This window comes from Streptomyces sp. NBC_01460, from assembly GCF_036227405.1.
Classification (GTDB): Bacteria; Actinomycetota; Actinomycetes; order Streptomycetales; family Streptomycetaceae; genus Streptomyces.
Genome location: NZ_CP109473.1, coordinates 7,137,041 through 7,162,990, shown reverse-complemented (window position 1 = coordinate 7,162,990; position 25,950 = coordinate 7,137,041). Strand labels below are relative to the sequence as shown.

28 protein-coding genes and 2 pseudogenes are annotated in these 25,950 nt (G+C 70.8%); 12 read left to right on the top strand and 18 right to left on the bottom strand.

Annotation, left to right across the window (positions count from 1 at the left end; all coding sequences use genetic code 11):
- Positions 1-145: 145 nt before the first annotated feature.
- The 6 genes from OG488_RS32280 to OG488_RS32255 all read right to left on the bottom strand — a co-directional run bounded on the left by OG488_RS32280 (position 146) and on the right by OG488_RS32255 (position 7,545).
- Complete coding sequence (locus OG488_RS32280; RefSeq protein ID WP_329235519.1) at positions 146-1,432, bottom strand: PP2C family protein-serine/threonine phosphatase; 1,287 nt, start codon at positions 1,430-1,432, stop codon at positions 146-148.
- Entirely contained in the window at positions 1,429-2,229 is an 801-nt protein-coding gene (locus OG488_RS32275; protein ID WP_329235517.1) for an alpha/beta fold hydrolase, read from the bottom strand. The genes OG488_RS32280 and OG488_RS32275 overlap by 4 nt, the downstream gene beginning before the upstream one ends.
- 188 nt (positions 2,230-2,417) lie before the next feature.
- Positions 2,418-3,872, bottom strand: a complete 1,455-nt coding sequence (locus tag OG488_RS32270; RefSeq protein ID WP_329235514.1) for a family 43 glycosylhydrolase — start codon at positions 3,870-3,872, stop codon at positions 2,418-2,420.
- Positions 3,854-4,825 (bottom strand): arabinan endo-1,5-alpha-L-arabinosidase, encoded by a 972-nt coding sequence (locus OG488_RS32265; RefSeq protein WP_329235511.1) that lies wholly within the window; start codon positions 4,823-4,825, stop codon positions 3,854-3,856. Before OG488_RS32265 ends, OG488_RS32270 begins: the two co-directional genes overlap by 19 nt.
- A 210-nt stretch (positions 4,826-5,035) precedes the next feature.
- Complete coding sequence (locus OG488_RS32260; protein ID WP_329239163.1) at positions 5,036-6,223, bottom strand: cytochrome P450 family protein; 1,188 nt, start codon at positions 6,221-6,223, stop codon at positions 5,036-5,038.
- A 32-nt stretch (positions 6,224-6,255) separates the two neighbouring features.
- Positions 6,256-7,545, bottom strand: a complete 1,290-nt coding sequence (locus OG488_RS32255) for a cytochrome P450 (RefSeq protein WP_329235509.1) — start codon at positions 7,543-7,545, stop codon at positions 6,256-6,258.
- Between the two features lie 358 nt (positions 7,546-7,903).
- Here OG488_RS32255 and OG488_RS32250 point away from each other — a divergent pair, with 358 nt between their 5' ends.
- Positions 7,904-8,122, top strand: coding sequence for a hypothetical protein (locus OG488_RS32250; RefSeq protein ID WP_329235506.1), 219 nt, complete (start codon positions 7,904-7,906; stop codon positions 8,120-8,122).
- Between the two features lie 16 nt (positions 8,123-8,138).
- Here the strand turns inward: OG488_RS32250 and OG488_RS32245 are convergent, their stop codons facing one another.
- On the bottom strand, positions 8,139-8,837 hold the full coding sequence (locus OG488_RS32245; RefSeq protein ID WP_329235503.1) for a hypothetical protein: 699 nt from the start codon (positions 8,835-8,837) through the stop codon (positions 8,139-8,141).
- Between the two features lie 213 nt (positions 8,838-9,050).
- On the bottom strand, positions 9,051-9,596 hold the full coding sequence (locus tag OG488_RS32240; RefSeq protein WP_329235500.1) for a proteophosphoglycan 5: 546 nt from the start codon (positions 9,594-9,596) through the stop codon (positions 9,051-9,053).
- A 146-nt stretch (positions 9,597-9,742) separates the two neighbouring features.
- Between OG488_RS32240 and OG488_RS32235 the strand changes: the two genes are divergently transcribed.
- The 3 genes from OG488_RS32235 (at position 9,743) to OG488_RS32225 (ending at position 11,272) form a co-directional block, all read left to right on the top strand.
- Positions 9,743-10,012, top strand: a complete 270-nt coding sequence (locus OG488_RS32235; protein WP_329235497.1) for a hypothetical protein — start codon at positions 9,743-9,745, stop codon at positions 10,010-10,012.
- Between the two features lie 37 nt (positions 10,013-10,049).
- A complete protein-coding gene (locus OG488_RS32230; protein WP_329235494.1) occupies positions 10,050-10,952 on the top strand; it encodes a hypothetical protein in 903 nt (300 codons plus the stop codon).
- Between the two features lie 92 nt (positions 10,953-11,044).
- Positions 11,045-11,272: a hypothetical protein gene (locus OG488_RS32225; RefSeq protein ID WP_329235492.1), complete on the top strand. Its 228-nt coding sequence runs from the start codon at positions 11,045-11,047 to the stop codon at positions 11,270-11,272.
- Positions 11,273-11,425: 153 nt separating this feature from the next.
- Here the strand turns inward: OG488_RS32225 and OG488_RS32220 are convergent, their stop codons facing one another.
- Positions 11,426-11,806: a hypothetical protein gene (locus tag OG488_RS32220; protein ID WP_329235489.1), complete on the bottom strand. Its 381-nt coding sequence runs from the start codon at positions 11,804-11,806 to the stop codon at positions 11,426-11,428.
- Positions 11,807-11,882: 76 nt separating this feature from the next.
- On the opposite strand from OG488_RS32220, the gene OG488_RS32215 reads away from it, so the two are divergent.
- The 4 genes from OG488_RS32215 to OG488_RS32200 all read left to right on the top strand — a co-directional run bounded on the left by OG488_RS32215 (position 11,883) and on the right by OG488_RS32200 (position 13,660).
- Positions 11,883-12,284 carry an AraC family transcriptional regulator gene (locus OG488_RS32215; RefSeq protein WP_329235486.1) on the top strand — a complete coding sequence of 134 codons (402 nt, stop codon included), beginning with the start codon at positions 11,883-11,885 and terminating at the stop codon, positions 12,282-12,284.
- A gap of 85 nt (positions 12,285-12,369) precedes the next feature.
- Positions 12,370-12,780, top strand: coding sequence for a VOC family protein (locus tag OG488_RS32210; RefSeq protein WP_329235484.1), 411 nt, complete (start codon positions 12,370-12,372; stop codon positions 12,778-12,780).
- Between the two features lie 173 nt (positions 12,781-12,953).
- On the top strand, positions 12,954-13,439 hold the full coding sequence (locus tag OG488_RS32205) for a DUF2975 domain-containing protein (RefSeq protein ID WP_329235481.1): 486 nt from the start codon (positions 12,954-12,956) through the stop codon (positions 13,437-13,439).
- Positions 13,439-13,660: a helix-turn-helix domain-containing protein gene (locus OG488_RS32200; protein ID WP_329235478.1), complete on the top strand. Its 222-nt coding sequence runs from the start codon at positions 13,439-13,441 to the stop codon at positions 13,658-13,660. Before OG488_RS32205 ends, OG488_RS32200 begins: the two co-directional genes overlap by 1 nt.
- A 60-nt stretch (positions 13,661-13,720) precedes the next feature.
- Here the strand turns inward: OG488_RS32200 and asnB are convergent, their stop codons facing one another.
- A complete protein-coding gene (asnB, locus tag OG488_RS32195; protein ID WP_329235474.1) occupies positions 13,721-15,295 on the bottom strand; it encodes an asparagine synthase (glutamine-hydrolyzing) in 1,575 nt (524 codons plus the stop codon).
- An 81-nt stretch (positions 15,296-15,376) separates the two neighbouring features.
- Between asnB and OG488_RS32190 the strand changes: the two genes are divergently transcribed.
- Complete coding sequence (locus OG488_RS32190; RefSeq protein WP_329235471.1) at positions 15,377-16,150, top strand: IclR family transcriptional regulator; 774 nt, start codon at positions 15,377-15,379, stop codon at positions 16,148-16,150.
- A 389-nt stretch (positions 16,151-16,539) separates the two neighbouring features.
- Positions 16,540-17,196 (top strand): YceI family protein, encoded by a 657-nt coding sequence (locus OG488_RS32185; protein ID WP_329235468.1) that lies wholly within the window; start codon positions 16,540-16,542, stop codon positions 17,194-17,196.
- Positions 17,197-17,203: 7 nt separating this feature from the next.
- Here OG488_RS32185 and OG488_RS32180 read toward each other — a convergent pair whose 3' ends face one another.
- A complete protein-coding gene (locus OG488_RS32180) occupies positions 17,204-18,193 on the bottom strand; it encodes a GlxA family transcriptional regulator (RefSeq protein WP_329235465.1) in 990 nt (329 codons plus the stop codon).
- Positions 18,194-18,264: 71 nt separating this feature from the next.
- Between OG488_RS32180 and OG488_RS32175 the strand changes: the two genes are divergently transcribed.
- Complete coding sequence (locus tag OG488_RS32175) at positions 18,265-19,542, top strand: MFS transporter (protein ID WP_329235462.1); 1,278 nt, start codon at positions 18,265-18,267, stop codon at positions 19,540-19,542.
- 143 nt (positions 19,543-19,685) lie between these two features.
- On the opposite strand, the gene OG488_RS32170 is transcribed toward OG488_RS32175, so the two are convergent.
- The 6 genes and pseudogenes from OG488_RS32170 to OG488_RS32145 form a co-directional block, all read right to left on the bottom strand.
- Entirely contained in the window at positions 19,686-20,489 is an 804-nt protein-coding gene (locus tag OG488_RS32170) for an MBL fold metallo-hydrolase (protein ID WP_329235459.1), read from the bottom strand.
- 135 nt (positions 20,490-20,624) lie between these two features.
- A complete protein-coding gene (locus OG488_RS32165; protein WP_329235456.1) occupies positions 20,625-20,975 on the bottom strand; it encodes a hypothetical protein in 351 nt (116 codons plus the stop codon).
- A gap of 144 nt (positions 20,976-21,119) precedes the next feature.
- Entirely contained in the window at positions 21,120-21,410 is a 291-nt protein-coding gene (locus OG488_RS32160) for a cupin domain-containing protein (protein ID WP_329235453.1), read from the bottom strand.
- A 199-nt stretch (positions 21,411-21,609) separates the two neighbouring features.
- Positions 21,610-21,798, bottom strand: a complete 189-nt coding sequence (locus OG488_RS32155; protein ID WP_329235451.1) for a hypothetical protein — start codon at positions 21,796-21,798, stop codon at positions 21,610-21,612.
- 123 nt (positions 21,799-21,921) lie between these two features.
- Positions 21,922-22,621: pseudogene (locus tag OG488_RS32150) on the bottom strand (IS5 family transposase).
- A gap of 91 nt (positions 22,622-22,712) precedes the next feature.
- A complete protein-coding gene (locus OG488_RS32145) occupies positions 22,713-24,197 on the bottom strand; it encodes a hypothetical protein (RefSeq protein ID WP_329235448.1) in 1,485 nt (494 codons plus the stop codon).
- A gap of 140 nt (positions 24,198-24,337) precedes the next feature.
- On the opposite strand from OG488_RS32145, the pseudogene OG488_RS32140 reads away from it, so the two are divergent.
- Positions 24,338-24,617 (top strand): annotated as a pseudogene (locus OG488_RS32140) (hypothetical protein).
- On the opposite strand, the gene OG488_RS32135 reads toward OG488_RS32140, so the two are convergent.
- The gene (locus OG488_RS32135; RefSeq protein WP_329235446.1) at positions 24,614-25,933 is read right to left on the bottom strand and encodes an aminotransferase class I/II-fold pyridoxal phosphate-dependent enzyme; all 1,320 of its coding nucleotides are present in this window, start codon (positions 25,931-25,933) and stop codon (positions 24,614-24,616) included. The pseudogene OG488_RS32140 and the gene OG488_RS32135 sit on opposite strands and share 4 nt — an antisense overlap.
- Positions 25,934-25,950: the final 17 nt, after the last annotated feature.

Below are 25,950 nucleotides of genomic sequence, written 5' to 3'. Positions count from 1 at the left end.
ATCGGCTGCCATGACCTGATTCCGTTCGTCGGGAAGAGGTGGGGGTTCCGGCCTGTAGTCGCCGCGGCCGCCCGGAAGGTTGCCGGGCCCCGGAACGGAGTTCCGGGCGCGGGACGCGCGCTCGCGCGCGCCCTCCGGCCCCCGGTCACCTCCGTTCGGCGCCGGTCCCCTCACCGTCGGGGTGCTCGCCGCGGGGTACGCCCATCGCCAGGAGCGCGGTGTCGTCGTCGAGCCCCTCGCCGAATCCCTCCAGGAGCGCGGTGAGCTCCTCGACGACACCGGGAGCGGAGGCGGGAGCCAGGTGCCGTGCGAAGTCCAGGAGCGCTTCGTCGCCGTAGCGTCCGCCCGCGGCCGAGGTGCGTGCCTCGGTCAGACCGTCGGTGTGGAGCAGCAGGGTGTCACCGGGACCCAGTTCCACGGTGGCCGTGGCGAACTGCGCGTCGGGCACGACGCCGACCAATTGGCCTCCTGGCGTGGGCACGTGGTCGGCGCTGCCGTCGGCGCGCAGCAGCACGGCAGGCGGGTGGCCGCCGCCGGCCAGGACGACGTGGAAACCCGTGCCCTCCCCCTCGGAGGTGAGCAGGCCGAAGATCACGGTGCAGAAGCGCGGTTCGTCCTCCTGGAATCCACGGGTGAGGGCGGTGTTGAGGTTGGCCAGCACGGTGGCCGGTACGGGATCGGACACCGCTGCGGCCCGCAGGGTGTACCGCGCCAACGACGTCACGACGGCCGCGCCCGCGCCCTTGCCGCGCACGTCCCCTATGAAGAACCCCCAGCGTCCGGGGGACAGCGGGAACAGGTCGTAGAAGTCCCCGCCCAGCTCGTCGGGGGAGGCGAAGTGGTAGCGCGCGGCGACCTCCAGGCCCGGAACCGGTTCGAGAGCCGGCGGGATCAGGGTGCGCTGCAGGGTCGCGGCGAGGCGCTGCAGGCGTTCACGTTCGTGGTCGGCGTCCCGGCGGGCTCGCAGGAGTTCGCGCTCGTAGGCACGCCTGTCCCGGGCGTCCAGGAGGGTGGTGCGGACGAGCAGCGGCTCGCCGTCGCCGTCCTGCTTGACGGTGGAGGTGACCATGACGGGCAGCCGGCTCCCGTCCGCGGCCTTGAGCTCCAGGGCGACGCCGCTGACCTCACCCTGCATGCGGAGCAGCGGTGAGAAATGCGTCTCGTGGTACAGCTTGCCGCCGATGGTCAGCAGGTCGGAGAACTGCTTGTGGCCCACCACCTCCTCACGCCGGTAGCCGAGCCACTTCAGGAGGGTCCCGTTGACCTTGGCGATCCGGCCGTCCATCAGGGTGGAGAGGTAGCCGCACGGCGCGTTCTCGTACAGGTCCTCCGCGCTGTCCGCCAGCAGGGCGGAGAACGGCAGCCGCTCCTGGTCACGGTCCCCCGCGGCCCACGACTCGCAGGCCTCCTCGCCGCCCGGGGGCACCGTCACGCCCCCTGCACGAAGGCGATGATCGCCTCGGCCGTCTCCTCGGGCGCGCTCAGCTGGGGGCAGTGGCCCGTCGAGTCCAGGGTGACCAGCTCGCTGCCGGGGATCTGCGCGTGGACGAAGGCGCCGACCTCGCGCGGGGCGAGCGTGTCCCGCGCGCTCTCGGCGATGAGTGTGGGGACGCCGACCCCGGCGAGATCCGCACGATTGTCGGACAGGAAGGTCACCCTCGCGAACACCCGGGCGATCTCCGGGTCCGTCCGGCAGAAGCTGTTCGTCAGCTCCTCGCCCAGCTCGGGGCGGTCCGGGTTGCCCATGATCACCGGGGCCATCGTCGCGGACCAGCCGAGATAGTTGCTGGCCAGCGACTCGAGGAGCTCGTCGATGTCCTGCTCGCTGAATCCGCCCCGGTAGTCGCCGTCATCGATGTAGGACGGCGACGGAGTGAGGAGGACCAGCCTGTCGAAGAGTCCGGGCTCCTGGACGGCGGCGAGGACGCCGATCATGGAACTGACCGAGTGCCCGACGAAGGTCACGGGTCCGAGGGCGAGCTCCTGGCAGATCTCGATCACGTCCTGCGCATAGCCGTCCAGGCTGGAGTACCGCTCGGGGCTCCAGGCGGACAGGTCGGACCGCCCGGACCCCACATGGTCGAAGAGGACCACCCGGAAGCGTTTCTCCAGTTCGGGCACGACGAGACGCCACAGGTTCTGGTCGCATCCGAATCCATGGGCGAGCATCACCACCGGGCCGCCCTCCCGGCCCGTCACGGATACCCGGTTCCTCTTCCGCACGTCCATGACTACCATCCTGACACTTCCGGCACACAGCGGCCCGGTGTGCCGCGAGAGGCCCCTCAACAGCGCCGATCACGTCGCGTGACGATGCGTGCACAGATGTCCTGGGCGGCCGCAGCCCACGGGCGACTGCCCCGTGAGCTGCGGCGGACTCCAGGAGGCCGGGAGGGCCTCGGGTGTCCCGGGCGCCCTCAGGTGGCCGGGACGAGCCTGAACTGCTGGCAGGTGTTGTTCAGCCAGGTCCACTGCCGCACGTCGGCGCCGTCGGCCGTCGAGCAGTCCGCCACGTCGGCGACCTTCCCGGTGGCCTGGCTGACGATGCGCACCCAGCCGCCGGCGTCGGTGGTGACGAAGCGGAAGCGCTGGCAGGTGTTGTCGAGCCACGACCACTGGCGCAGGTTCGCGCCGTCGGCCGTCGAGCAGTCCGCCGTGTCGAGCACCTTGCCCGTCGCGGCGTTCACCAGCCTGCTCGTGTCGTCACCCCGGTCCTCGACGCGCCACCGCTGATCGGTGCTGCCGTCGCACGTCCACTGCCGGACGTCGGCGCCGTCGGCGGTCGACGCCCCGCTGACGTCGAGGCACTTCCCGGTGGCCCGGCTGACCACGGTGTAGGCGGTCGGGGTCGCCGCCGTCTCCCCGGAGGGCCCGGCCGGTGTCGTACCGAGGGCGACGGGCGTCCCGAGGTTCGGGGTGCCGTCGGAGTTCCAGCCGAACTTCTGCGCCCGCGCCGTACGCCCGTTGTCACAGCCGTCGGACGCCGAGTCGTTCGCGTGGTAGACGATCCAGTCCTCCGTGCCGTCGGGCGAGGTGAAGAAGCCGTTGTGCCCCGGCCCGTAGACCCCGGCGGCGTCGTTCCGCTGGAAGACCGGGGTGGACTTCTTGGTCCAGGAGGACGCCGAGAGCGGGTCGGAACCGGTCAGGGTGAGCCGGCCCAGCTTGTAGTCGGGGGTCCAGCAGCCGCTGGCGGAGTAGACGATGAACGTCTTCCCGCCCCGCTGGAGCACCTCGGGCCCCTCGTTGACCGTGCCTCCCGATCTCTCCCAGTCGTACGTGGGCGTCGAGATCGTCGAGAACGAGCCGCTGAGGGTGTACGGGTTCGACATCGGCGCGATGACGAGGTTCTGGGTACCCCCGCCGCTCGCGCTGCCCAGCAGGTACATGGACCCGTTGACGGTGAGCACGCTCGGGTCCAGCATCCAGCTGCCGCCCAGCTGGTTCTTGTACGTGTAGGGCCCCATCGGGTCCGAACCCGCGCTCTGCAGCACGTGCACGCGCTGCGTGGGGTTGTAGTCGGTGATGTTCTGCCCGGCCACGTAGTAGAGGTACCAGCGGCCGCCCGAGTAGTGCAGTTCGGGCGCCCAGATGTTGCAGCAGCGCGAGGCCGCGTCGCCCTGCCAGACCTGCACGCTCGGCGCGGTGGAGAGCCCGGCCAGCGTCGGCGACTTCCGCACGGTGATGACGTCGGTCCAGCTCGTCGACACCAGGTAGTAGTGACCGTCGTGGTACGAGATCCAGGGGTCGGCGCCCTTCTGCGCCTTCACGGGATTGGTGTACGGACGGCCCTCGGCAGCCGACGCCGACGTCGGCTGCCCCAGGGCGAGCGCCAGCAGGAGGGCGCTCAGGAGGGTCAGTAGGCGACGGGCCATCCGCTGCTCCAGTTCAGAAGGTTGACTCCGAGCTTCGGGGTGCCGTTGTCCTGGCCGTCGTAGTAGTGGTAGACGAGCAGGTCGCCGTCGGAGTCCGCCAGGATCGACTGGCCGCCCGGGCCGATGTAGCGGCCGTGCGACTCCATGACGGGCGTCCCGCCGTTGCTGAGCATGCTGACGCCGTTCCTGTCCTTGTAGGGACCGGTGACGCCGGTCGCCCGGCCCACCTTGATCTTGTACGTGGAGCCGGTGCCGGCGCAGCAGGTGTCGTACGAGGCGAAGAGGTAGTAGTAGCCGTTGCGCTTCACGACGGAGGGCGCCTCGACGGCCTTGGTCCCGGTCGGCCGGGAGGCGAGGGAGCGGCGGGCGGTGTCCCCCGCGTACTGCTTGCCGGTCGACGGGTCGATCCGGATCATCTTGATCCCGGTCCACCACGACCCGAAGGACAGCCACCACTTCCCGTCGTCGTCGACGAACAGGTTGGGGTCGATGGCGTTGTAGTCGCTCGACGAGCTCGACGTGTAGACGACCCCGTAGTCGCTCCAGCTGCCCGCCTGGCCGGTGGTGGAGGCCGCCAAGCCGATGGCCGACGTGTTGGAGCCGAACGACGAGACGGCGTAGTACATCAGGTACCTGCCACCCCGGTAGGAGATGTCCGGGGCCCAGGGGTCGGAGGCCGAGGAGTAGTTCTTCCACCAGCTCGGCTTGGTGGTGAAGGCGTTCCCGGAGCGGCCGAAGGCGGTGCGGTCGGTGGAGGTACGGAGCTGGAGGCCCTCACCGGTGGAGTAGAGCAGGTACTGGCCGGACGAGCTGCGGACCATGCTGGGGTCGTGGACGACGATGTCGCCGTTGACGACACCCGGGTTGGGGTACGCGGACGCGCTGCCCGGCACGAGGGCCAGCAGGAAGGCGGCGGTGAGGACGGCGAGGGTTCTCCTCGGAGTGCGGCTCACGAGGGGACCTCCTTGAGGTCGGGGGTGGGGAGTGCACCCCGGAGTCGCCGCCGGAACCGGATGGGTTGCCGTGAACCGCCCACTTCCTCCGAAGAATCGGACGACGTCCGACATTCCGAACAGACGTGCCCGAGAGGGCCGTCGGCACGGACGGGAGCCTCACCGGGGGCTCACCGTCCGTGGCGACGGAACACCTCGCCCCGGCCCGGTTCAGCCGTGCAGCAGCACCGGGAAGGCCTCCATGTCGTTCTGTGTCATCACCGGCAGCTTGCGTATCTCGTCGTCGGCGATCGCGAGCTTCAGCTCCGGGAAACGCTCGAACAGCGCGGGCAGCGCGATGCCGGCCTCGACCCGGGACAGCGCGGCACCGGGGCAGATGTGGGGCCCGTGGCCGAAGGTCATGTGCCGGATCGGCGTCGCACGGGTGATGTCGAAGGCGTCGGCATCATCCCCGTGCTGGACGACGTCGCGGCCGATGGCCCGGTAGGAGATCACCACGCCCTCCCCCTTGGCTATCACCTGGTCGCCGACCTGGATGTCCTCGGCGGCGAACCGCATCAGCAGGTGGGTGGTGGGCGTGTCCCAGCGCAGTGTCTCCTCGACCACCGTCTCCCACGGAACCTCCCCGTCCAGCACCATCCGCAGCTGGTCGGGGTGGGCGAGCAGTGCGCGTACGGCGTTGAGGATGAGCCCGATGGTGGTCTCGTGCCCGGCAGCCACCATCGCCTTGAGGTTGCCGACGACCTCCTCCTCGGTGAGCGGCCTCCCGCCCTCCTCGGCGAGGATCAGCGCGCTGGTGAGGTCGTCGGTGGGGCGGGCGGTCTTCTCCCGCACCAGTTCGGCGTAGAAGACGTCGAGCTCGGCCAGCAGGGCCATCCGGTCCTCCTGCGGGGTGAGCATGGAGAAGAAGGCCTTGTACTGCCGGGTCAGCATGGGGTGCAACGCCTCGTCCACCCCCATCAGGAGGCCGACCACCTTCATCGGGAGCGGCTGGGCGAACACGGCCTTCAGGTCGACGACGCCGCCCTCACCCTGGGCGGCGAGCGCGTCCAGCAGTTCCTCGGTGAACTTCTCGATGTCCGGGCGGATCGCCTCCAGCCGGCGCGGGGTGAGGGCCTGGGAGGTCTTCGTCCGCAGCCGGCGGTGCTCCTCGCCGTCCACCGTGAACATGGAGCGCCCGGCGTCGATCATGCCGATCAGCGGCCAGGCGTGGGTGACCTCTCCGCTCTGCCAGAGGCCCCAGGCGTCCAGGTCCTTCACCAGGCGTGCGTCGACGAGGAGCTGACGGGCCTCGGCATGGCTGGTGACGGTCCAGGCGGGGACCCCGAGCAGCTCGATGCGGGCGAGCGGGGCGGAGGCCCGCAGCTCCTCGGTCTCACCGTCGAGGTCCTGGACCATGGGGTCGATGACCACGGTCGCGTAGGGGCAGTTCACAGCGGGTCTCCTGTCGTGTGTGCGGGAGCGAACCGGACGGGAAGCGCGTTCATCCCGCGCAGGAAGGCGGACGGCCGTCGGACCAGGTCCTGGGCGGGTACGGCGAGTTCGAGGTCGGGCAGCCGGTCGAGGATGACCTCGATGGCGGTACGGGCGATGGTCTCCGCGATCTCCTGGGCCGGGAAGGGGCAGCGGTACTCCCCGTGGCTGAACGCCAGATGCGCCCCGTTCCCCGAGCGGTGCCCCGCGCCGGCCGAGCTCATCTCCTGGCGTATCAGCGGGTCGGTGTTGGCCGCCCCCAGGCCGAGCAGGAGCATGTCCCCGGCTCGGATGGTCCGGCCGCCGAGCTGCGTGTCGCGGACCGCCCACCGGCCGGCGAGGATCTGGGTAGGGCTCTCCTCCCAGAGGACCTCGTTCATCGCGTCGCCGACACTGCGGTGCCCTCCCGCGAGGGAGTCGGCGAACTGGTCCTCGGTGAGCATCAGCCGCAGCGAGTTGCTGATCCAGTCGGCGGTGGTGAGGTGCCCGGCGGCTGTGACGGCCATGAGGTCGAGGGCGTACTCCTCGTCCGTGAAGGGCTCCGGGTCGGCGAGCATCCGGGAGGTGACGTCGTCGCCGGGGGTGACCCGCTTGGCCGCCACCAGCTGTTGCATGTGCTCCCCGAAGCGGCCGTACGCCTCATGGGCGCCGGGTCCTCCGTCGGCCAGGTCCTTCAGCACCCGGGCGATGTCCGCGCCCTCCTCGTCCGGGAAGCCGACGAGGCGGGCGAGGACGAGCACGGGCAGCGGTTCGGCGAACTCCGCGACGAGGTCGGCGGTCCCCCGGGCGCAGATGGCGTCGATGAGGCGGTCGGCCAGCTGCTCGCAGTGCTCCCGGATCTCGAAGGGGTCCGCGGCTTCGAGCGCGGGCACGACCATCTCGGAGTGCCGCCGGTGCTCGGCGCCCGCGGTGAAGTAGATGGAGGGCATAGGCCGTCCGACCATGGGGAGCAGCGGCCAGTCCTCCGGGATGTGCTTCCACTGGTTCCAGAGGCCGACGTCACGGGGGAACAACTCCCCTTCGCTGGTCACCTGGTGGAGCTCGCGGTATCCGATGACCAGCCAGGCCGGAAAGCCGCCGGGGAGCTCGACGGGCACGACGGGTCCGTAGGAGTGGCGCATGGACCGGTAGACGGCCTGCGGCTCGGTGTGGAACTCGGGCCCGCTCAGAGGCACGGCGGCGCTCGCGGCGTGCGCGGGGCAGCCTCCCCCGGATGTGGACGTGGCTGATAAGGAGGGGGTCGTCATCGTACGGACTCCTGGGAGACGGCTTCGCGCGTTGCGGCCATACGATCAACGCGCCCCCACTATAGGGAGGTTGCGTGAAGCTTTGGGCACCGATCGGAAGGTCCTCCGGCGTCAGGCCTCCACGGTCGCCCGGTGCCGTGCGCTCCGGGCGGGTGGCCCCCGGCGCGGTGCACACGACCACCGGACCGGTGCCGCCGCAGGAACGCGGGAGGGCGCGGGGCAGGGTGGAAGGGTGCGGGAGCAGGGTGGACGGGGCGCGGCGCGCCGCTGGGGTGCGGGCACGCGAGAACGAGCCTTGCCAGGACGTTCCGGTACCGCCAGGCTGAGCACCGTGCCCGGACAGAGGAAACGCAAGCTCGTGAACAGCCGCAGGGCGGCTCCGGCATCGGACCGTGCGGGCCGCTGGGACGTCGTCCTGGAGACCCAGGACCCGGTCGAGTTCCGTGAGCGGGTACGCAGGTTGCGGACGGGACCACGTCCGGCAGACCTGTCGGAGCTGCGCATCGACACCCTGTGCGGACGCCTGGCACATCCGACGACCTATCGGCTGAGCAGGTACGTGCCGTCGGACGCCTGACGCCGAGGCCGGCCCGTCAGCGAGGACGCGGCCGGTGCGGCGCGACGGGGTGGGCCCGTCGGCCTTCGTGCGGCAGGGGCAGCAGCCTGCGGACGGTCAGCAACAGCCCGATGCCGAGCACGACTTCTCCGGCGTTGCCGAGTACGGGTACCGAAGCGGCCGCCCCGGAGACCGCGACCATCACGCCGGCGGTGAGCGCCAGCCGCACGAACCCGGTCCGCCGCCACAGCACGATCCCCGCGGCCAGCACCACCAGTCCGCTGATGATGGCGGGCAGCGGGCCGGCCGGCGAGGCCGCGTCGTTCACGTAGCGGAGCGAGCCCGCCCAGCGCTCCGCACGGAGCGACAGACCGAGGATGTCGTGGAGCGCGCCCAGCACCACCAGAAGGACGGTGAGGCCGACGGCGGCCGCCCGTACCGGTGTTCGCCCTGCCCAGCTCAGTCCCGCCCGGTCCACGGCGGACAACGACCAGAGCACCAGAAAGGGCGTCAGCAGCGCGTGCGCGACGAAGCGGGGGACGCTCACGGCCTTCAGCAGCGGCCCGGCTCCCGCCGCACTCCCGACGGCGATCACGGCGTTGTCCCAGACCAGCGCGGAGCACACCAAGGTCGGCACAGCTGACAGCAGATGTGGCGTCGCCCGCCAGTGGCGTCCCAGGGACACCGCCAACCACAACTGCGCGGCCGCGAGCACGGCGAACGCCGACGAGATCACCCAGGACTCCCCTCGCACCACTCAAGGTATTTCAATCATCAAGATACTTGGTGGGTGCGAGCCTCCGGAGGCGGGGGTGAGGTCCCGGGTCACCCCCGGGGCCTCACCCCCGCACGGTCATCCGCCAGGAACGCGCGGGCCGCCGCGGCCCCGGCCTGCGTGTCCCAGCCGACGGGAACGACTCTGGTGACCAGGGCGGGATCGACCTCGGCATCAGCGGCGATCAGCGCGTCGACGGACTCCTCGGAGGGCCCGGACAGGCCGGCTTCGGCCGTGTGCGAGGCGCCCGTGTGCGAGGCGAGGGCCAGGGACCCCTTCACGGGTCCGCTCGTCGCTGAGCGGCGGGAGCCGCACACTCGCGAACCCGTCATCGAGCTCGTACTCCGCGCGCTGCCAGACGCTGCCGTCGAAGCCGTACACGAAGCCGAGGAAGAGCTCCTCGTCCCTGGCCCGCCGGACGGGCCTCTCCCACCAGTCGGGCGCACCGGCCAGCAGGTCGGTCTCCTTCTCCTCGAAGAAGTCGGCGGCCTCGGCGTAGTACGTCTCCGAGTCGTTCCGGTCCTGCCCGAGCAGTACGGCGCGCCCCTCGTCGAGGTGGTGCAGATCGGCCCAGCTGCCGTGTCCGTCGTCGTAGTGCCACAGCGCGCCGAGCGCCCGGCACCGCTCACCGCTCCCTGCGGCGGCCCGTACCGCGGCGAGTGCCGCCCAGCGCCCTCGCAGGGCCATCGGGTCGGGGAGGTCGAGCTGTACCAGGGCCACGGTCGGCTCCTCACGGTGGTCGGTCGGTGGGCATCCCTTCTGGTGCCCGGAATCCGGCCTCCGCCACACGCAATACCTCGGCCGCTCGGCTCAGTTGTCCGCTGACCCGATGTCTCATCGCTGCCGTAGGGGGTACGAAGACGAGCATGGCTCTCGTGAAGCGTTTTGCTCTTGCTCCTCGTGCGGTGCGGCAGCTACGGCGCGTCCGCTCGGTGTACATGGCGGGGGTGCTGCTGTCCGCCCTCGGCCTGCTCTCCCTCGATGACGCGGCGAAAGGGGGCGGTCGGCAGACGGTGATCGCGGGCGTCTTCCTCCTGGTGTTCGCCGCACTGCTCACCCTGACCGCGGTGCAGCTGTGGCGGCACGGACGGGCCGAGCACTGCAGTACGGCGAAGAAGCTCTCTCCGCTCATCTGACATGCGCCGATCGGACAGCGGTATACGCTGCCTGATCATGCGCACAACAGCACGCGGACCGGCCGTAGGCGCCGCCGCTCTTGCCATGGTCCTTCTGGCAGCGGTCGCCGGCTGCTCCTCCGGCTCCGGCGACGGCGGTTCGCGGTTGCTCACAGGGCTCCGAACGCTTGCGGGTGACAGCGATACGAAGCAGGTGACCTATCTCGACGCCGCTGCCGTACAGAAGCTGAGCAAGGGCGATTCGAGCCGGTTCGCCTCCGTCGCGCAACCGGGCAGCTTCATGATGGGCTCGGACGGATCCCGTCTGCTCGGGCAGAGCTTCAGGGTGACCCAGATCGACACGGCGGTCGACACGGACGAGGCGGGCCACTGGGAGGGCTCGTTCGATGCGTCTGCGATCACCACGTCGCTGAAGTCCAACGGCTACACACGGAGCGAGAAGAACGGCGAAGAGGTCTGGACCCAGAAGGGCACGGGGCCCTCGCTCCAGGTCTCGGACGACGAGATCTCCTACTCCGGCCGGGGCTCCGACCCGATGTCCGCCGTCGACCCCGAGGACGGTTCCTCCCTGGCCGACGACAAGCAGTTCCGACGCGCGGCCGAGTGCCTGGGAGACGTCTACCGTGCGGACTTCAACCCGAACGGCTCCTCCGATCCGGTGCCCCTTTCCGCATTGGGCCAGCAGGCGTCCTCAGCGGCCGAGAACACGGAGGTGCTCTGTTTCGTGGTCAAGGACGACGCCACGGCCCAGGAGCTGAAAAGCAAGCTGAAGGCGGCGGTCAGTGCCGAGGCGCCGAAGTTCGACGGCGCGGAGGTCACCGTGGAGAAGGGCGACCTGCCCGTGGTGCGCACCGTGGTCCCGGACACGGCCGAGCAGCGACCGGGCCGGCTGGTCATCTCGGACATGGAGCTGTGGATGACGGCTGCCACGGATCAGTGAGCACGTCGGCCGGTGAGTCCGAAAGCCGTGGCGGACGAAGTGATCACTGCGCCGGTCTCGGGGTACCCGCCATGCAAGGAGGTGCCCTCACCATGAGCACAGCAGCCAAGAAGAAGACCAGGTCCAGGGTGTACCTGTCGCTCGGAACCACCGCGTTCGGTGCACTGGGCGTCGTGAAGCAGGCCAAGATGGCCCGCGAGGAGAACGACACCCTGCGGCTGGTCGACGCCGTCGTGTCAGCCGCCAAGGTCGCCACCGGTCTGGCGATCCTCTACCGCGAGCTCAAGCGTCTCGGTGATGACGACGTCCTGCTGGGCTGACGTGCCTGGCGGTCCGCACTGCCTCCCGGGTGCTCACGCCTGACACGGCGTGGGTGCCCGGGACACAGGGCCTCCGGACGTCGAGGATCGCCCCACGGCAACCCTGGAGCATGTCGGCGGGAGACCCCGCGCGCGACCTGCGGGGCACAGGCGTCAGAAGCCGCCCGACTCGGCTGCGGGATCCGCGTCGCGCATGCCGGGGAAGGCGTAACCGTCGGTCTCGTCCCACGGCACGTCGAGGTCGTCCAGGTGCACGTGCCACTCCGCTCCCGGCAGGGCACGGCGCAACTCGCTGACAGATACCAGCACATGGTCGAGCACGGTCAGGACCCGGTCGGGCTCGAACGGCATCTTGGTCGATCCGGCCACGATCTCGGACGGCTCGCTGCCACCGTCCTCGTACAGGTACAGGCTCTCCTCGTCCTCGTACGGGAAGGACGAGTGGTGGGCGGCGACGATGCGCTCGACAACGGCCGTCTCGGCATCCGTCGACGGCTCCGTACGGCGTGCGCTGTAGTAGAGGGAAACGCTCATGTCCCCGAGCCTACGGAGGGGGTCTGACAAGGCCGTCGCGCCGGAGTGATCCGCGGGCGACGGACGCCGTGGTGGGATGGGCGCCGTGAGCCGCACCGTGGAAGAGACCAACCGCCGTATGCTCCGGGCGCGGGACGCGATGGACCGTGCGTACGCCCAGCCCCTGGACGTCCCGGCCCTGGCCCGGATCGCCCACGTGTCCCCGGCACACTTCGCGCGCACCTTCCGGGCCACCTTCGGCGAGACACCTCACCGCTACCTGCAGCGCCGCCGTGTCGAGCGGGCGATGTTCCTGCTGCGGGAGAGCGGCCACAGCGTCACGGACATCTGCTACGAGGTCGGCTTCGGCAGCACCGGCACCTTCAGCCGTACGTTCCGCGACATCGTCGGCCGGTCGCCGAGGACCTACCGCAAGGAAGCGGCGGTCGCGGACGTCCCCACCTGCTTCACGAAGGCCTGGACGCGGCCGAACGCATGAGCGTTCCGCACCGCGCCGCAGACGGGTGGCCGACTGAGCAGTTCCGGATAAGTTTTCGCCGAGCCGTCCGTCTAGCGTGAGACACATGTTCAACGCCATCACGCACTCACAGATCTACGTCCTCGACCAGGACGAGGCCCTCGACTTCTACGTCGGCAAGCTCGGCCTGGAGGTCAACGCCGATGTCGACATGGGCTTCATGCGCTGGCTCACCGTCAGCGTCCCCGGCCACCCCGACCGCCAGGTCCTGCTGGAGAAGCCGGGCCCTCCGGCCCTGTCCGAGGAGACGGCCGAGCAGGTCCGCGAGCTGGTGACGAAGGGCGCGATGGGCGCCGCCCTGATCCTCACCACGGACGACTGCCGCACGACGTACGAGACGCTGAAAGCCCTGGGCGTGGAGTTCACGGACGAGCCGACGGAGCGCCCGTACGGCATCGACTGCGGCCTGCGCGACCCCTTCGGCAACCATCTCCGGTTCACACAGCTGAAGGGCTGAGGGCCGGGGCGGGGGACGGCCACACCTGACCGCAGCGGCCGGCGGACCGTCCGGGGCGGGGTGCCCCGCCCCGGACGGTCCGCCGCCGTTCCTTCCTCCTTCTCGATCCCGCACCTTGCTCGACCTATCGACATTCGATAGATTCATATCGTAAGTCGATGGAAGGGTGAGTCGTGGGGAAGCTGACCGTGCGCGCGCTGCGCGCCGTTCTCGTGGTGGTGCTGACCGGCACCGTGTGCGTACAGGCGTCGATGGCGTGGGCGCTGGCCACCGACCCGGAGCAGGGGTCGCTCCCGCTGACCCCGCTGCGCCTGGTCACGATCCTGGGCATGGTGTCGGTCCAGGTCGCCCTGGTCTGCGTGTGGCGGCTGGTGACGATGGTGCGGCGCGGAACCGTGTTCTCCCACGCCGCCTTCCGGTACGTGGACACCGTGATCGGCGCGATCGTGGCGGCCTCTCTCGTGTGGTTCGCGGTCACGGCCCTGAACGCGCCGGGCCAACGGGAGGACCCGGGCGTCACCGTCGTCATGGGCGGGGTGGGCGTGGCCGTCCTGGGGGTCGCGCTCCTCGTGCTCGTCATGCGCACCCTGTTGGCCCAGGCGGTCGCCCGCGACGTCGAAGCGTCGCAGATGCGGGCCGAGTTGGACGAGGTGATCTGATGCCGATCGCCGTCGACATCGACGTGATGCTGGCCAGGCGGAAGATGTCCGTGGGCGAGCTGGCGGACCGCGTGGGGATCACACCCGCCAACCTGGCGGTGCTCAAGAACGGCCGCGCCAAGGCGGTGCGCTTCGCGACGCTCGCCGCGCTCTGCGAAGCGCTCGAGTGCCAGCCTGGCGACCTGCTGCGGTGGGAGACCGAGGACGCCGCGGACGGATGACGTACCCCAGGGCGCGCGGGAAGTCGGGTGCCTGCCGGGCGAGCACCTCCCCTGGAACCCTCACACCGTCGCGAACCGTGTGAGCACGGCCTCGGGACGGACACCCGGGAGGGCCGTACGGAACGTACAGTAGTAGCCGAGCTCCTCCTTGCTGCGCAGCTCAGGCATGCCGTCATCGTCCACGGCCGCGGCGAACTCCTCGTCCGTGATGCGGCTGTCCCACAGCGGACCGAGCAGGCCCTCCGCACCACTGCCCGTACCGAACTGCTCCTTGCGGCGCCACAGCAGGTGTTCCGGCAGCCGCCCCGTGAAGGCGCGGCGCAGATGCCCCTTCTCCATGCCGTCGTCCTCCAGCGCCTTCATGTGCGCGGGCAGGGACATGGCGTGGGCCATGACGTCGTGGTCGAGGAAGGGCACGCGGGCCTCCAGGCCGTGGGCCATGGTCACCCGGTCGCAGCGCTGGAGGTTGAGACCGTGCAGCGCCGCCACCGTACGCCGGAGCTCCGCATCCAGGTCCTCGGGCGCGGCGTGCCGCTCGTGGTAATAGCCGTAGCCGGCGAACAGTTCGTCGGCGCCCTCGCCGGTCAGCACCACCTTGACGTGCCGTGAGGCCAGTTCGGACAGGAACCAGTTGGGCACGGCGCTGCGGATGAGGCTGGCGTCGAAGGACTCCACGCAGGCGACCACGTCGTCGAGCACCGTGCGCGACGCCTCGGCGTCCAGAACCGCCTCGTGGTGATCGGTCCCCAGGAACGCTGCGGTCTCGCGGGCGGCGAGCAGATCCGGTGAGTCCGCCGTGCCGACGGAGAAGGTCTTCAGCCTGCGCCCCTGCCGGCCGTACACCTCGGCCGCGACAGCGGCGACGACACCGGAGTCGAGGCCACCCGAGAGGAACACCCCGACCTCGACATCGGCCATCAGGTGCCGGCGCACGGAGTCGGCGACGGACTCGAACGTCGCCTTCTCGACGGCTTCCCGCGGCACGGCGCTCCGGTCCACCGCCTCCGCGCTCCGCGCGGGCCCGGGCACCGCCTCGGCGAAGCGGCGAAGGCCCTCCTGCGGGGACCACCAGTGGCCGGGCGGGAAGATCTCGGCGCACGGCTGCACCTCGGGCGGGAAGGCGCGCAGCTCCGAGGCGAAGTACACCGCGGGGTCCGTACGCGCCCAGTACAGAGGCTTGATGCCGACGGCATCGCGGGCGGCGACGAAGCGTCCGCCGGGCGTGGCGGCGCACAGGGCCCACATGCCGCGGAGCCGGTGCAGTCCCTGGGGGCCGTCGGTGCGCAGGACGGCCAGGGCCGCGGCGGAGTCGGAGGAGGAGCCGAAGGCGGTGGCGGGCATCTCGTCGCGCAGGGCCTGGTGGTTGTAGATCTCACCGTTGCAGACGAGCGACCAGTCGTCGTCAGCGTCCGTACCGCCCAGCGGCTGGTGTCCGCCGTCGAGGTCGACGATGGAGAGCCTGCGGTGTCCGAGCCAGGTGTGGTCCCCGACCGTGCGCGTCCCGCTGTCGTCGGGACCGCGGTGGGCCAGTCGGCCGAGCATCTCCTCCACCACGGCAGAGGCCCCCGCCGGTGGGCAGGTGTGGTCGGTGTCGATGGTCGCGTAGGGGCTGTGTACTGCTGCGATTCCGCACATGACGACGACGGTAGAACGACACCGTGCAACATGCACAACTATAGTTGCTGCATACGCACGCCGCTGTGGCATCGTGGTGGCATGACGAGCGAGAGCCTGAGCAGCGTGCACCGGGCACTGGACGTCCTGCGCACCCTCGGACAGGGCCCCATGGGCGTCCAGGAAGTGGCCCGGACGGTGGGCCGGGAGAAGTCGCAGGTGTCCCGGACCCTGAAGGTCCTGGCGGAGGAGGGGTTCCTCGAACGGGATCCGGGCAGCCTGCGCTACCGCATCGGCTGGCAGCTGCTGGCGCTGGCCGCGTCGGCGGGCGAGGACCGCCTGCACCGCGAGGCACCGCAGGTCCTGCGCGAGCTGGTGCACCAGGTGGGCGAGCCGGCGTACCTGACGGTGCTGTCCGGACACAGCGTGGTGACGGTGCTGACGGAGCGGACCTCACGGACGCTCCAGGCCCAGGAGTGGATCGGCCGCACCTCGCCGCTGAACTGCACCTCCGCCGGACGCGCCCTGCTCTTCGGCCTCCCCGACGACCAGGTCGGGACACTGCTGGTCACGGGAGAGGGCGTCCGTCTGCCGGGCACCGACGCCGCACCCCGCGACGTGCCGGCCCTGCTGGAGCGGCTGCGTACGGAACGGGCGCGCGGCTACGCGGTGGCGGCCGAGGAGATGGAGCCCGGACTGATCGCGGTGGCCGCCCCGGTGCACGACCACCGGGGAGACGTCGTCGCGGCGCTCAACGTCTCGGCACCGGTCTTCCGGCTGCCGCCGGAGGCGGTACCGGGGGTGGTGGACGCGGTGGTCACCGCAGCACACCGGCTGTCGGCCCGCCTCAACGGGGCGGGGCCGGAGACCGCATGAGGAAGGCCTGCCCGACAGGGCCCGGCCGCGTATCAGCCACGCGTGATCCCCTGGGTGCCCTGGAGAACGCCGCCCTTGACCCCGCCCGCGCTGCTCGACCGCGAGGTGTCAGCAGCGCCGGTCCCGAGCTCCACGACCGGCCTGCGCCTGCCGGCGCGGGTCGGCCTGAGGTTCTGATGCGGCCTTCGCAGCCGATGCACGGGGACGCCGCCGCCGATATGGCCGGGCGGCTGTCATCCCGCTCCACCGGAGTCGGGCCCGCGGCCGGATCTGGCGTTCCACCACCCCGCACCGCCGAGGATTCACCGTGTGAAGGTTCACTCCGGGATGGTCGGGTTCGTTGATCAAGGGTTGCGAGCCCTCCTTACGCGCGGGTAACAACATGCTCTATGAACCTCTTCAGCCGCACCTCCTTGCTCCGTCGCCCGGAGACCCGTCCGGAGGAGTCCGTCTCCGCCCCGGCGGCCGCAGGCACCGCGGTTCTGCCTGATCCGCGTCTGGCGGCTCTCACCGGGGAGTGGATGATCGACCCCGCGCACAGCAGGATCGGCTTCTCCGTGCGGCACGCCATGGTGACGACGGTGCGGGGCGCGTTCCTGGAGTACGAGAGCAGCCTCTACTTCGACGGGCGTGACCCGGGGCGCTCCCGGGCCGAGATCTCGCTCGCCGCCGGCAGTGTCGACACCGGCGTCGAGCAGCGCGACGCGCACGTGGTCGGCCGCGACTTCCTGAACGCCGCGAAGCACCCGCGCATCAGCTTCGTGAGCACCGCCGTGCAGCTCATCGGCAAGGACGTCTACCGCATGACCGGCGGACTCACGATCAGGGGCATCACCAACCCCGTGGTCCTGGACCTCACCTACATCGGCTACGTCACCGACCCGTTCGGCTACGAGCGGGTCGGGTTCGACGGGACCACCACCATCAACCGCTCGGACTGGGGCCTGACCTACAACGCCCGGCTGGCCGAGGGCGGCGCCATGGTGAGCGAGCGGCTCAGGCTGCAGTTCGACATCGCCGCCATCCGCACCCCCGGCTCCATCTGACCGCACATCAGCCGATCGGGCCGCTGCCGGCGCCTCTGAACGTGCGGCGGTACGCGCGCGGTGACACCCCCAGCGCCGCGTGGAAGTGCTGGCGCAGCGCCGAACCGGTCCCGAAGCCGGAGTCGGCGGCGATCCTGTCCACCGGCAGGTCGGTACCTTCCAGCAGTCGGCGTGCCCGGTCCACCCGCTGCTGGATGATCCACTGCATGGGTGTCAGCCCGGCCTCCTGCCGGAAGCGCCGGTTGAACGTACGCACACTCATCGACGCCCGGTCCGCCAACTCCGCCAGCTGAAGCGGTCGGTGCAGGTGCGTCAGGGCGAACTCCCGGGCCGGGCCTGTCGAGCACTGCTCGGGCGGGGTGACCGGGCTCTCGATGTACTGCGCCTGGCCGCCCTCCCGGTGGGGTGGGACCACGGTCCCGCGGGCGACCGCGTTGGCGACCTCCGCCCCGTGGTCGGTGCGGATCATGTGGAGACAGAGGTCGATGCCCGACGCCACGCCCGCCGAGGTGAGAACCCCTCGGTCGTCGGTGTACAGCACGTCGGTGTCCACCTCGACCTCCGGGTAGAGCGACCGGAACTCCGCGCAGGACTTCCAGTGCGTCGTGGCCCGTCGCCCGGTGAGCAGGCCGGCAGCCGCCAGGACGAAGGAGCCGGTGCAGATCGACGCCACCCGTGCGGTCCCGGGGACACGGGCCAGCGCTTCGGAGACGTCGGTGTCGATCCGCCCGCGCTCCTGAGGCTCGTAGTCCTCCTGCGCGGCCGGCACGACGACGGTGTCCGCGCGGTCCAGCGCCTCGGGCCCGAGGGCCACGTTGATGGTGAAGTCGGTGTCCGTCGGCACGACTCCCGGCCGCGGCGTGCAGGTCACGACCTCGTACAGGTGCGTTCCGGTCGCCGAGACCGCCTGCCCGAAGAGCCGGTGCACGATGCCGAGTTCCATGGGCAGGAGCCCCGGACGCACGAGCACGACCACCCGATGTCTGTCTTCCGCCATGGCCAGATTCTTGCAGAAGTGGTCCGTCTCGCCAGTGGTCGCCGTACGGGAGCCCCCGGACGATCGAAGGCATGGATGTACATGTCGCGCCGTCGCGCACCGACCGCTTCGGCCACCGCGCCTGGTGGATCGCGGGTGCCGCGCTGCTCGCCGTCGTCGTGGCGGGCGCCTTCTCGACCCTCCCCGGCCTGCTCACCGGCCCCCTGCACGAGGAATTCGGCTGGTCCCGCGGATCGATCGGCCTGGCGGCCTCGGTGAACATGGTCCTCTACGGGCTCACCGCCCCGTTCGCCGCCGCGCTGATGGACCGCTTCGGGATACGCCGGGTCGTCGTGGTCGCCCTCCTGGTCATCGCGTCAGGAGCCGCACTCACCACCGTCATGGCCACGGCATGGCAGTTCACCCTGTACTGGGGCCTGCTCGTCGGCCTCGGCACCGGCTCCATGGCCACGGCCTTCGGCGCCACCGTGACCCAGCGCTGGTTCGTTCGCCGGCGCGGTCTGGTCACCGGCGTCATCGCCTCCGGCAGCGTCTTCGGGCAGATGGTGTTCCTTCCGGCCCTCTCCTGGACCGTGGACCACCACGGCTGGCGCCCGTCCCTCGTCAGCCTCGTCCTCGCGGCATGCGCGGCGGCCCCGCTGATGTGGCTCGGACTGCGGGACCACCCCGCCGACGTAGGCCTCGAGCCCTACGGTGCCGCCCGGTACGTGCCGAAGCCCGCACCCGCCGAGGGCGCGGGGCGCAGGGCCGTGGTGGTCCTGCTCGCCTCGGCGCGCACCGGCCCGTTCTGGCTGACCTCCGGTGCGTTCGCGGTCTGCGGGGCCTCCACCAACGGCATCATGTGGACCCACTTCACCCCGGCCGCCCACGATCACGGCATGCCCGCCACCACCGCGTCCTCCCTGCTCGCCGCGATCGGGTTCTTCAACGTGATCGGCACCGTCGTCTCAGGGTGGGCCACGGACCGAGCCGACCCCCGCCGGCTGCTCGCCGTGTTCTTCGCCCTGCGCGGCCTGCTCCTGATGTGCCTGCCCCTGTTGATGAGCGCCACGGTCCAGCCGCCGATGCTGGCCTTCGTCGTCGTCTTCGGTCTGCTCGACCTCGCCACCGTCCCGCCGGTCATCGCGTTGTGCCGCGACTTCTACGGGGAGGACGGCGCGATCGTCTTCGGCTGGGTCGGCGCGGCCCACCAACTCGGCGCCGCCCTGGCCGCCTACGGAGGGGGAGCCACCCGGGACGCCTTCGGCACGTACACACCCGTCTGGATGGTGCTGGGCGCGCTGTGCGCGGCGGCAGCCATGCTGTCGCTGCTGGTGCGGCACTCCTCCCCGGCCGGGCGGCAGACCTGACCCGCCCCCTCCGGGCGCCGTTGCGGCGGCTCGGCGCGCGTTCGGCGCCGGCAGTCCGTTCCGCATCGGACGGTTCGAGCCTGTACGTCGACTGCGGCCTGAACCAGATCTGAGTGTCCGTGGCCGCCCGGCCGCCGGGTGGGTCAGCGTGCGACGAACGGATCGGTCAGGTGCGGGGTCGCGAGGTGGAGGGTGCCGCCGGCCGGGCCGTGGAGCACCTGTCGCCTCGAGGCCCTTGCCTGCTCAGGGTCCATCTCGTGGGCGTAGGCGAGTTCGGGGTGGAGCAACTGGATCGCGTGCACGAGCAGATCACCGGTGACGGCGACCAGATCACGCCCGGACGCGACGAGCACGCTCTGATGGCCGGGTGTGTGACCGGGCGTGGCGATCACGCGCTCGCCGCCGCGCAGCGGGGTGTCGCCGTCGAGCAGCCGCAGCTGATCGGTCGTGCGGAGCGGGTCGATCACCGTGGACCGAAGTTGCGGGTTGACGTCGTCGATCGCGTCGAGTTCAGCCTGCTGCACCACGTACGTGGCGTTCGGGAAGAACGGCTGCGCGTGCTCGCCGCCGACGACGGCCCAGCCCACGTGGTCGGTGTGGAGGTGCGTGAGCACCACGGTGTCCACGTCGGACGGTTCGATACCTGCGGCGGCCAGCGAAGCCGGGAGCTCCCCGGGCACGGGCGCCCAGGAGGCCGCCGGGCTGTCGGCCGGGCCGATCCCCGCGTCGACCAGTGTCACACCCCGGTCACTGCGGATCGCGAACGCGCGGAACTGGAGCTGCCAGCGCCCGTCCTTGTCGAGCGCACCGGGATCGAGCCGGTCGGCCGCGGCCCACTGCTCGCCGGTGGCGTCGGGGAACGCCTCCGCCCTGGGAGAGAAGAAGGGACCCGCGCCGTCGGCCAGCGCGATGACGGTGTACGGGCCGACCTGGAGAGAAGGAGGCATCCCACAGATGCTGCCACCGGCGGGTGGCGCGCGACCCGGCGGGTTGCCCCGGAGTTCGCTCCAGTGGGGGCGACGCATCCACTCCGCGGTACTCAAGGACTGTCCCACGGGCCACGGGCACCTGCGGTCCGATGGTCAGCCGAAGATGAGCTCAACATCCTTGTCCAGGCAGAACTTCATGACGGCGACCAGCTGGCGGGCGTCGACGGTACGTAGTTCGCCATCGGGATCGCCGCCTTCCTGCTGCCGCTCATCGATGATTGCTTCCAGCCGAGGCAGCATGGCCGCACACTGAGTGGGTGCGAGGTCCGGACCAGCGTCGTCCGGATGGTTGAGCAGGGGTTCCAGCGTTGTCGAGAGAGTGCTCCACGGCCGGTCTCCGCCGAAGCCCTGCATCTCGGAGAGGCTGAAACCCTCGGCTTGGGCCAGCCACACCCTGAACAGGTGGAAGTGGGTGCAGGACCAGGAGATGTCCGGGCTGGACACATCCTCGTCTCCTGGGTAGAGCACGAGCCCCTTCCTGTCCTCCTCGATCGCACGGTGCTCAGGGTCGGTCGTGGGGGCCCGCAGACGCAACTGGTTTCATCACGGCACGGATGGTGGGCTCTCGGCGTCGCGGCCGTCAGATGGCTACGGGAGCTTGAGCTCGACCTCGACGAAGGCGAGCGGAGAATCTCCCGCGTTGACGACTTCGTGTGCGCCCCCGGCCGGGCGGGCGTAGGACTCCCCGGCCCGAAGGTAGGAGGAGACGACCGCGCCGTCCGGAGTGATCACGTCGGTCCGGCCGTCGGTGACCGGGACGACCACGTAGGCGTACGCGTGCACGTGGTGGCCGGTGCTGTCTCCAGGCTCGAAGTCCCAGCGTGTGACGCGGACCCGCTCGTCCTCGATCTGCTTGGTCGCCCGTGCCGTGGTCGCCATGGAAGTGCTCCTTGCGTCGGTCGGCCGCACCGGTAGCGGCCACATCCCACGTGGCAGGCTAGCGGCGCCCCGTCGCGTGCTGTGCGAGCACCGGCTTCCTGATCGCCTGCGCGTCCGAGCTCAGCCGTTGCCATGCCGGGGAGCGGCTACGCGCTGCCGGTGCGGTCGGCTGCACTACCGCCAAGGGTCCACCAAGCAGTCACCCGGGTAGCCAGTGCCTCGGTCCCCTGTCCGAGATCGTCCGGTCGACACCGGCACGGAGACGCTGGAGCAAGGGGGCGAGCATCCAGTCGTACTCGTCCTGCACGTCGTCGGCGACGCCGATCGGATCCCACTCGTCGAGCAGATGCCGCAGGCCGTTCTCGACGGATGAGTTACGTGGCTGCATCACCCGGACTGCCACCTGAGCAGGCGCCGGACACACGCCCGCTGCTGGTCCGGACGAAAAGGCCCGGTTGGTGCCGACCGGAGCAGTGGGGCTCGGTTCGGGGACCAGGTTCTGTCCGGCGGATCACTGGCGGAGCCGGAGTCGGATCGCTGCGGCGGTGACGGTGCCGTGGAAGACGTTGGCCCGCTGGTCCTTCGGGTTCCGGGATCGTGTGCCGGATGTGGCGTCTTCGCAGGTAGCGGCGGTTTCGGCGGGAGCTGTAAGCCTTGTCGCCGCTGACGTGGTCCGGCCGGGTGCGGGGCCGTCCGCCCAGCGGCCGGGGAACCCGTATCCGGTCCAGGACCTCGACCATCTGCGGGGCGTCGCCCCACTGACCCGGCGTGAGCAGGAGGGCCATAGGGCGGCAGCCGCCTTCGCCGGCGAGGTGGATCTTGCAGGTCAGGCCGCCCCGGGACCGTCCGAGTCCTCGTCGGGGCGGTGGTGCCGGGGCGTCGTCTTTTTTCGGGATCCGCGGACGGGCTTTGCGGGCGCCGGCCGCGTGCTGACGGGCCCGGCAGGACGTCGAGTCGACGCCGACCATCGACCAGTCGATCCTCCCCGCCAGGTCGGTGTCGGCCTGGACCGCTTACAGGATCCGGTCCCAGGTTCCGTCCGCCGACCAGCGGCGATGCCGTTCATGGACGGTCTTCCATGAGCCATAACGTTCCGGCAGGTCACGCCATGGGACACCGGTCCGGACCCGGAACAGGATCCCGTTGACCACGATGCGGTGGTCGTCCACCGCCCGCCCCCGACCGCCCAGAGGTGGCAGATGCGGCTCCAGTAACGACCACTCGCGATTCGCCGGATCCCCCCGCCCCGTGCCCGAACCGACGAGGACCGGTCAGAAGGTCACATGACCCGCCGGACACTGCCTAGTTGGACACATAGGGGCTCGGCAGGGCGGCGCCGAAGTACCCCTTCGCATTGCGCACGGCTATTCCGGCACTCTGGCCGCACAGGTTGACCGAACCGCTCAGGACCGGCCCGGAGGCCGAGCCGCGGGCGGTCCACAGGCAACCGTCGCTGTTCTCGGTGGGGATGCCGACCACCGTCTCGGCCTTGCCGTCCTTGGTGAGGTCGGCGAGGTGGACGGTCGCGCCGAACCGGTCGCCGACCTCCGCGGCGCCGGGTACGTCAGCCGTGTTCTGGGTGTAGCCGACCGCCTTGGCCGTGGTCAGGCCGGAGGCGGAACCGCGCAGCAGAACAGCCGTGCCTGCCGACCCGAGGGTGCCGACCGCCTCATCGGGGGAGCCGACGAGGACGTCGGCGTACCCGTCGGCATCGACGTCCCCGACGCTGAGCGACTGTCCGAATAGGTCGCCGTCCTCAGCGGCTCCCGGGACTCCGGGCGTGTCCTGGTGGAAGACCTGCGGCTGCTGGTCGACGCGGATGCCCTGCGCGCTGCCGTGGAGGACCTGGATCTCGCCACCTCGGCGCGCCGCGCCGGTCGCGTTCATGACGGAGTCGTCATTCCCGACACCGGTGACGAGGTCGCCGTACCCGTCGCCGTTGATGTCGCCGATCTGACCGGCGTGGCCGTCGGCGTGGGGAAGCTCGGTGGGCCAATTGGCGAGATAGTCGTCGGTCGGAGGGCCGTTGTCGACGTACACGCCTCCGCGGACGTCGTCGTCCGCGGGCCCGGGCAGCCAGAAGCGCTCCGCTTCACCGTCACCGTTCACGTCGCCCATCACCACGCCACGGGATTCGCCGAAGCGATCGTCCAGGTAGGAGGAGGCAGGCTTGCCGGCACGGGTGAAGGGGCCGCTGAAGGAGGCGCCCTCGCAACGCGATCCGATGGCCACCTCCGGGGCGCCGTCCCCGTTCATGTCGCCTGCGGCCAGGGAATTCCCGAAACCGCAGTACGTGCGCCCATCCCCGTACCCGGCCGGGGGCGAAAGGGTCGCACCGCCCGTCAGCCCGCTGGGCCCGCCCCATACGACGGTCGCGGAACCCCGGGCCTCCTTGTCGCCGACCTGCTCCCTCGGGGTGCCGACGATCAGATCCGCGTACCCGTCCCGATCCAGATCGGAGCTGGTCACCGTCGTGCCGAAGGCATCCCACTCCTCGGGGTCGCCGGGGACCCCGGAGGTCGCCTGCGTGATCACCGTCCGGCGCGTGGCGCTCACCGAGGAGGCCGACCCGTACAGGACGACGACGGCGCCGGCTTCCTCCACGCTGCCGTTGGCGGCGTGGGGTGCACCGACAGCCAGGTCGCGGTATCCATCACCGTTGAAGTCGTCCTGGACGGCCGCGGTGTTGGCCCCCTTGTAAGGGGCGGCGGCGAGGGCCGTCGCCGGGGTGAGGGCGAGGACGAGGAGAGGGGCGAGCACGGCGGCGGCCGTGGCTGCTCTGCGCAACGGAACTCCTTGGCGGAGGGATGGGGCGTGCGAGGACCGCGAAACGACTGGAGCGACGCACCTGGAGCCTCAGTCGCCTCACTAGACACACGCGAAGTTCACAAGGTTGTACTACCGGACCGAGAGCGAGCGGCGACCACATCGAGGACCCGTCCGAGGAGGTGCTGTCTCAATGACGCGGACAACACCTTCGTCGTCATCCGGCCCGACGAGGACGACCCGGTGTGGTTCACCTCGGTCGCGGTCCCGGACGAAGGCGGCTACGAGGTCGTCCGCCGCGACACCACCCGTCGCGAACCCGACGTCGCCACCGAGACCAGCATCAACCAAATCGCCCGTGACCTCACCATCTGGACGGCCACCCGCGACTTTCCCGGACGGCCCACCCAGCACACCAGCAACCTCCAAAACACGCCCTAGCCGCCGTAGACCGCCTGCGAGTCACCGAGCACGTCCGCGAAGTCCTGGGCGAGCAGCACGGCCTCGGCCGGTGTGAGGGTCGCGGTGGTGACGCGTACAGCGGAGGGGGACGCGATACGGAAGCGGGTTCCGGCCGCTGTCCACCAGCCCTTCGTGCGCAGCCCGTTGACGACGGTCGACTCGTCCCGGACGGGCACCCACAGGTTGAGGCCGCTCACCCCGTGGGACGGGATGCCATGCCCCTCCAGCGCCCTACCGAGGGCTTCGCGGCGGGTGGTGTAGGTGCGGGACGCCTCGGCCACCAGCCGGGTGACCGCCGGGTCGGTCAGGAGATTCGCGACCGTCGACTGGAGGATGTGGCTCACCCACCCGGACGTCAGCAGCATCCGCCCGTCGTGACGCGCGAGGGTGGTGGGGTCGCAGGCGAGGGCGGCCCAGCGCAGGTCGATGCCGAGGTGCTTGGAGACCGTACGCACATGGGCCCAGCGGTGCAGCCCACCGGCGGCCAGGGTCACCGCGTCCGCGCCGGCGATGTCCGCGTTGTGATCGTCCTCCACGACCAGGGCATCGGGGAAGTCCCCCAGTACGGCCAGGAGTTGATCCCTGCGGCCGGGCGTGAAGCGGGCGCCGAACGGGCTCTGGCCTCGCGGGCTGCACACCAGGGCCCGGGCCCCCGCGCGCAGCGCGGTGCGCAACGCCTCCGGACGGATGCCTTCGTCGTCGACCGCCACCGGCAGCATGCGCAGACCCAACGCCGGCACCAGGTCGAGCAGGTGGTGGAAGCCGGGGTCCTCCACGGCCACGGCGTCACCGGGCCTGAGCTCGGTGGAGAGCAGCCTGGCGATGCAGTCCAGAGCACCATGGGCGAAGGTCACCGAACCGGTAGGCACACCGTCACGCGCGAACCAGGCACGGGCGGCGTCCTCCAGGACGGCGAACCGTGGGGCGGCGCGGTGAGATCCGGGGACGGGCCCCATGCTCGCGGGCGGGTTCAGCACCGGGAGGCAGGCGGGGTCGGGGTGTCCCCCGGCGAGGTCGCGCAGCCCTTCGGGCACCTTGGGGGGCCGACGCGAGGTGACGACGGGGGCGGACGCCACCACCGTGCCCCCGCGGCCCAGGGTCACGACCACCCCGCGCCCGCGAAGTTCCTTGTAGGCAGCCGCGACCGTCCCGGCACTCACGCTCAGCGCCTCGGCGAGGCGCCGCACCGGAGGCAGCGAGGCACCCGGCCCCAACGTGCCGTCGGCCACGCGACTTTCGACCGATGCCGAAATCTCTCTGGCCGTGCCGCCCGCGATCCCATATTGTTCTGCCACAGAACACAGTTTGTACC

Excerpts from the sequence above, each read along its gene's own strand:
- OG488_RS32275 (WP_329235517.1), bottom strand. The coding sequence starts at position 2,229 with ATGGACGTGCGGAAGAGGAACCGGGTATCCGTGACGGGCCGGGAGGGC.
- OG488_RS32270 (WP_329235514.1), bottom strand. The coding sequence starts at position 3,872 with ATGGCCCGTCGCCTACTGACCCTCCTGAGCGCCCTCCTGCTGGCGCTC.
- OG488_RS32260 (WP_329239163.1), bottom strand. The coding sequence starts at position 6,223 with ATGGTCCAGGACCTCGACGGTGAGACCGAGGAGCTGCGGGCCTCCGCC.
- OG488_RS32255 (WP_329235509.1), bottom strand. The coding sequence starts at position 7,545 with ATGACGACCCCCTCCTTATCAGCCACGTCCACATCCGGGGGAGGCTGC.
- OG488_RS32235 (WP_329235497.1), top strand. The coding sequence starts at position 9,743 with ATGGCTCTCGTGAAGCGTTTTGCTCTTGCTCCTCGTGCGGTGCGGCAG.
- OG488_RS32230 (WP_329235494.1), top strand. The coding sequence starts at position 10,050 with ATGCGCACAACAGCACGCGGACCGGCCGTAGGCGCCGCCGCTCTTGCC.
- OG488_RS32225 (WP_329235492.1), top strand. The coding sequence starts at position 11,045 with ATGAGCACAGCAGCCAAGAAGAAGACCAGGTCCAGGGTGTACCTGTCG.
- OG488_RS32220 (WP_329235489.1), bottom strand. The coding sequence starts at position 11,806 with ATGAGCGTTTCCCTCTACTACAGCGCACGCCGTACGGAGCCGTCGACG.
- OG488_RS32215 (WP_329235486.1), top strand. The coding sequence starts at position 11,883 with ATGGGCGCCGTGAGCCGCACCGTGGAAGAGACCAACCGCCGTATGCTC.
- OG488_RS32210 (WP_329235484.1), top strand. The coding sequence starts at position 12,370 with ATGTTCAACGCCATCACGCACTCACAGATCTACGTCCTCGACCAGGAC.
- OG488_RS32200 (WP_329235478.1), top strand. The coding sequence starts at position 13,439 with ATGCCGATCGCCGTCGACATCGACGTGATGCTGGCCAGGCGGAAGATG.
- asnB (WP_329235474.1), bottom strand. The coding sequence starts at position 15,295 with ATGTGCGGAATCGCAGCAGTACACAGCCCCTACGCGACCATCGACACC.
- OG488_RS32190 (WP_329235471.1), top strand. The coding sequence starts at position 15,377 with ATGACGAGCGAGAGCCTGAGCAGCGTGCACCGGGCACTGGACGTCCTG.
- OG488_RS32185 (WP_329235468.1), top strand. The coding sequence starts at position 16,540 with ATGAACCTCTTCAGCCGCACCTCCTTGCTCCGTCGCCCGGAGACCCGT.
- OG488_RS32180 (WP_329235465.1), bottom strand. The coding sequence starts at position 18,193 with ATGGCGGAAGACAGACATCGGGTGGTCGTGCTCGTGCGTCCGGGGCTC.
- OG488_RS32175 (WP_329235462.1), top strand. The coding sequence starts at position 18,265 with ATGGATGTACATGTCGCGCCGTCGCGCACCGACCGCTTCGGCCACCGC.
- OG488_RS32170 (WP_329235459.1), bottom strand. The coding sequence starts at position 20,489 with ATGCCTCCTTCTCTCCAGGTCGGCCCGTACACCGTCATCGCGCTGGCC.
- OG488_RS32160 (WP_329235453.1), bottom strand. The coding sequence starts at position 21,410 with ATGGCGACCACGGCACGGGCGACCAAGCAGATCGAGGACGAGCGGGTC.
- OG488_RS32155 (WP_329235451.1), bottom strand. The coding sequence starts at position 21,798 with ATGCAGCCACGTAACTCATCCGTCGAGAACGGCCTGCGGCATCTGCTC.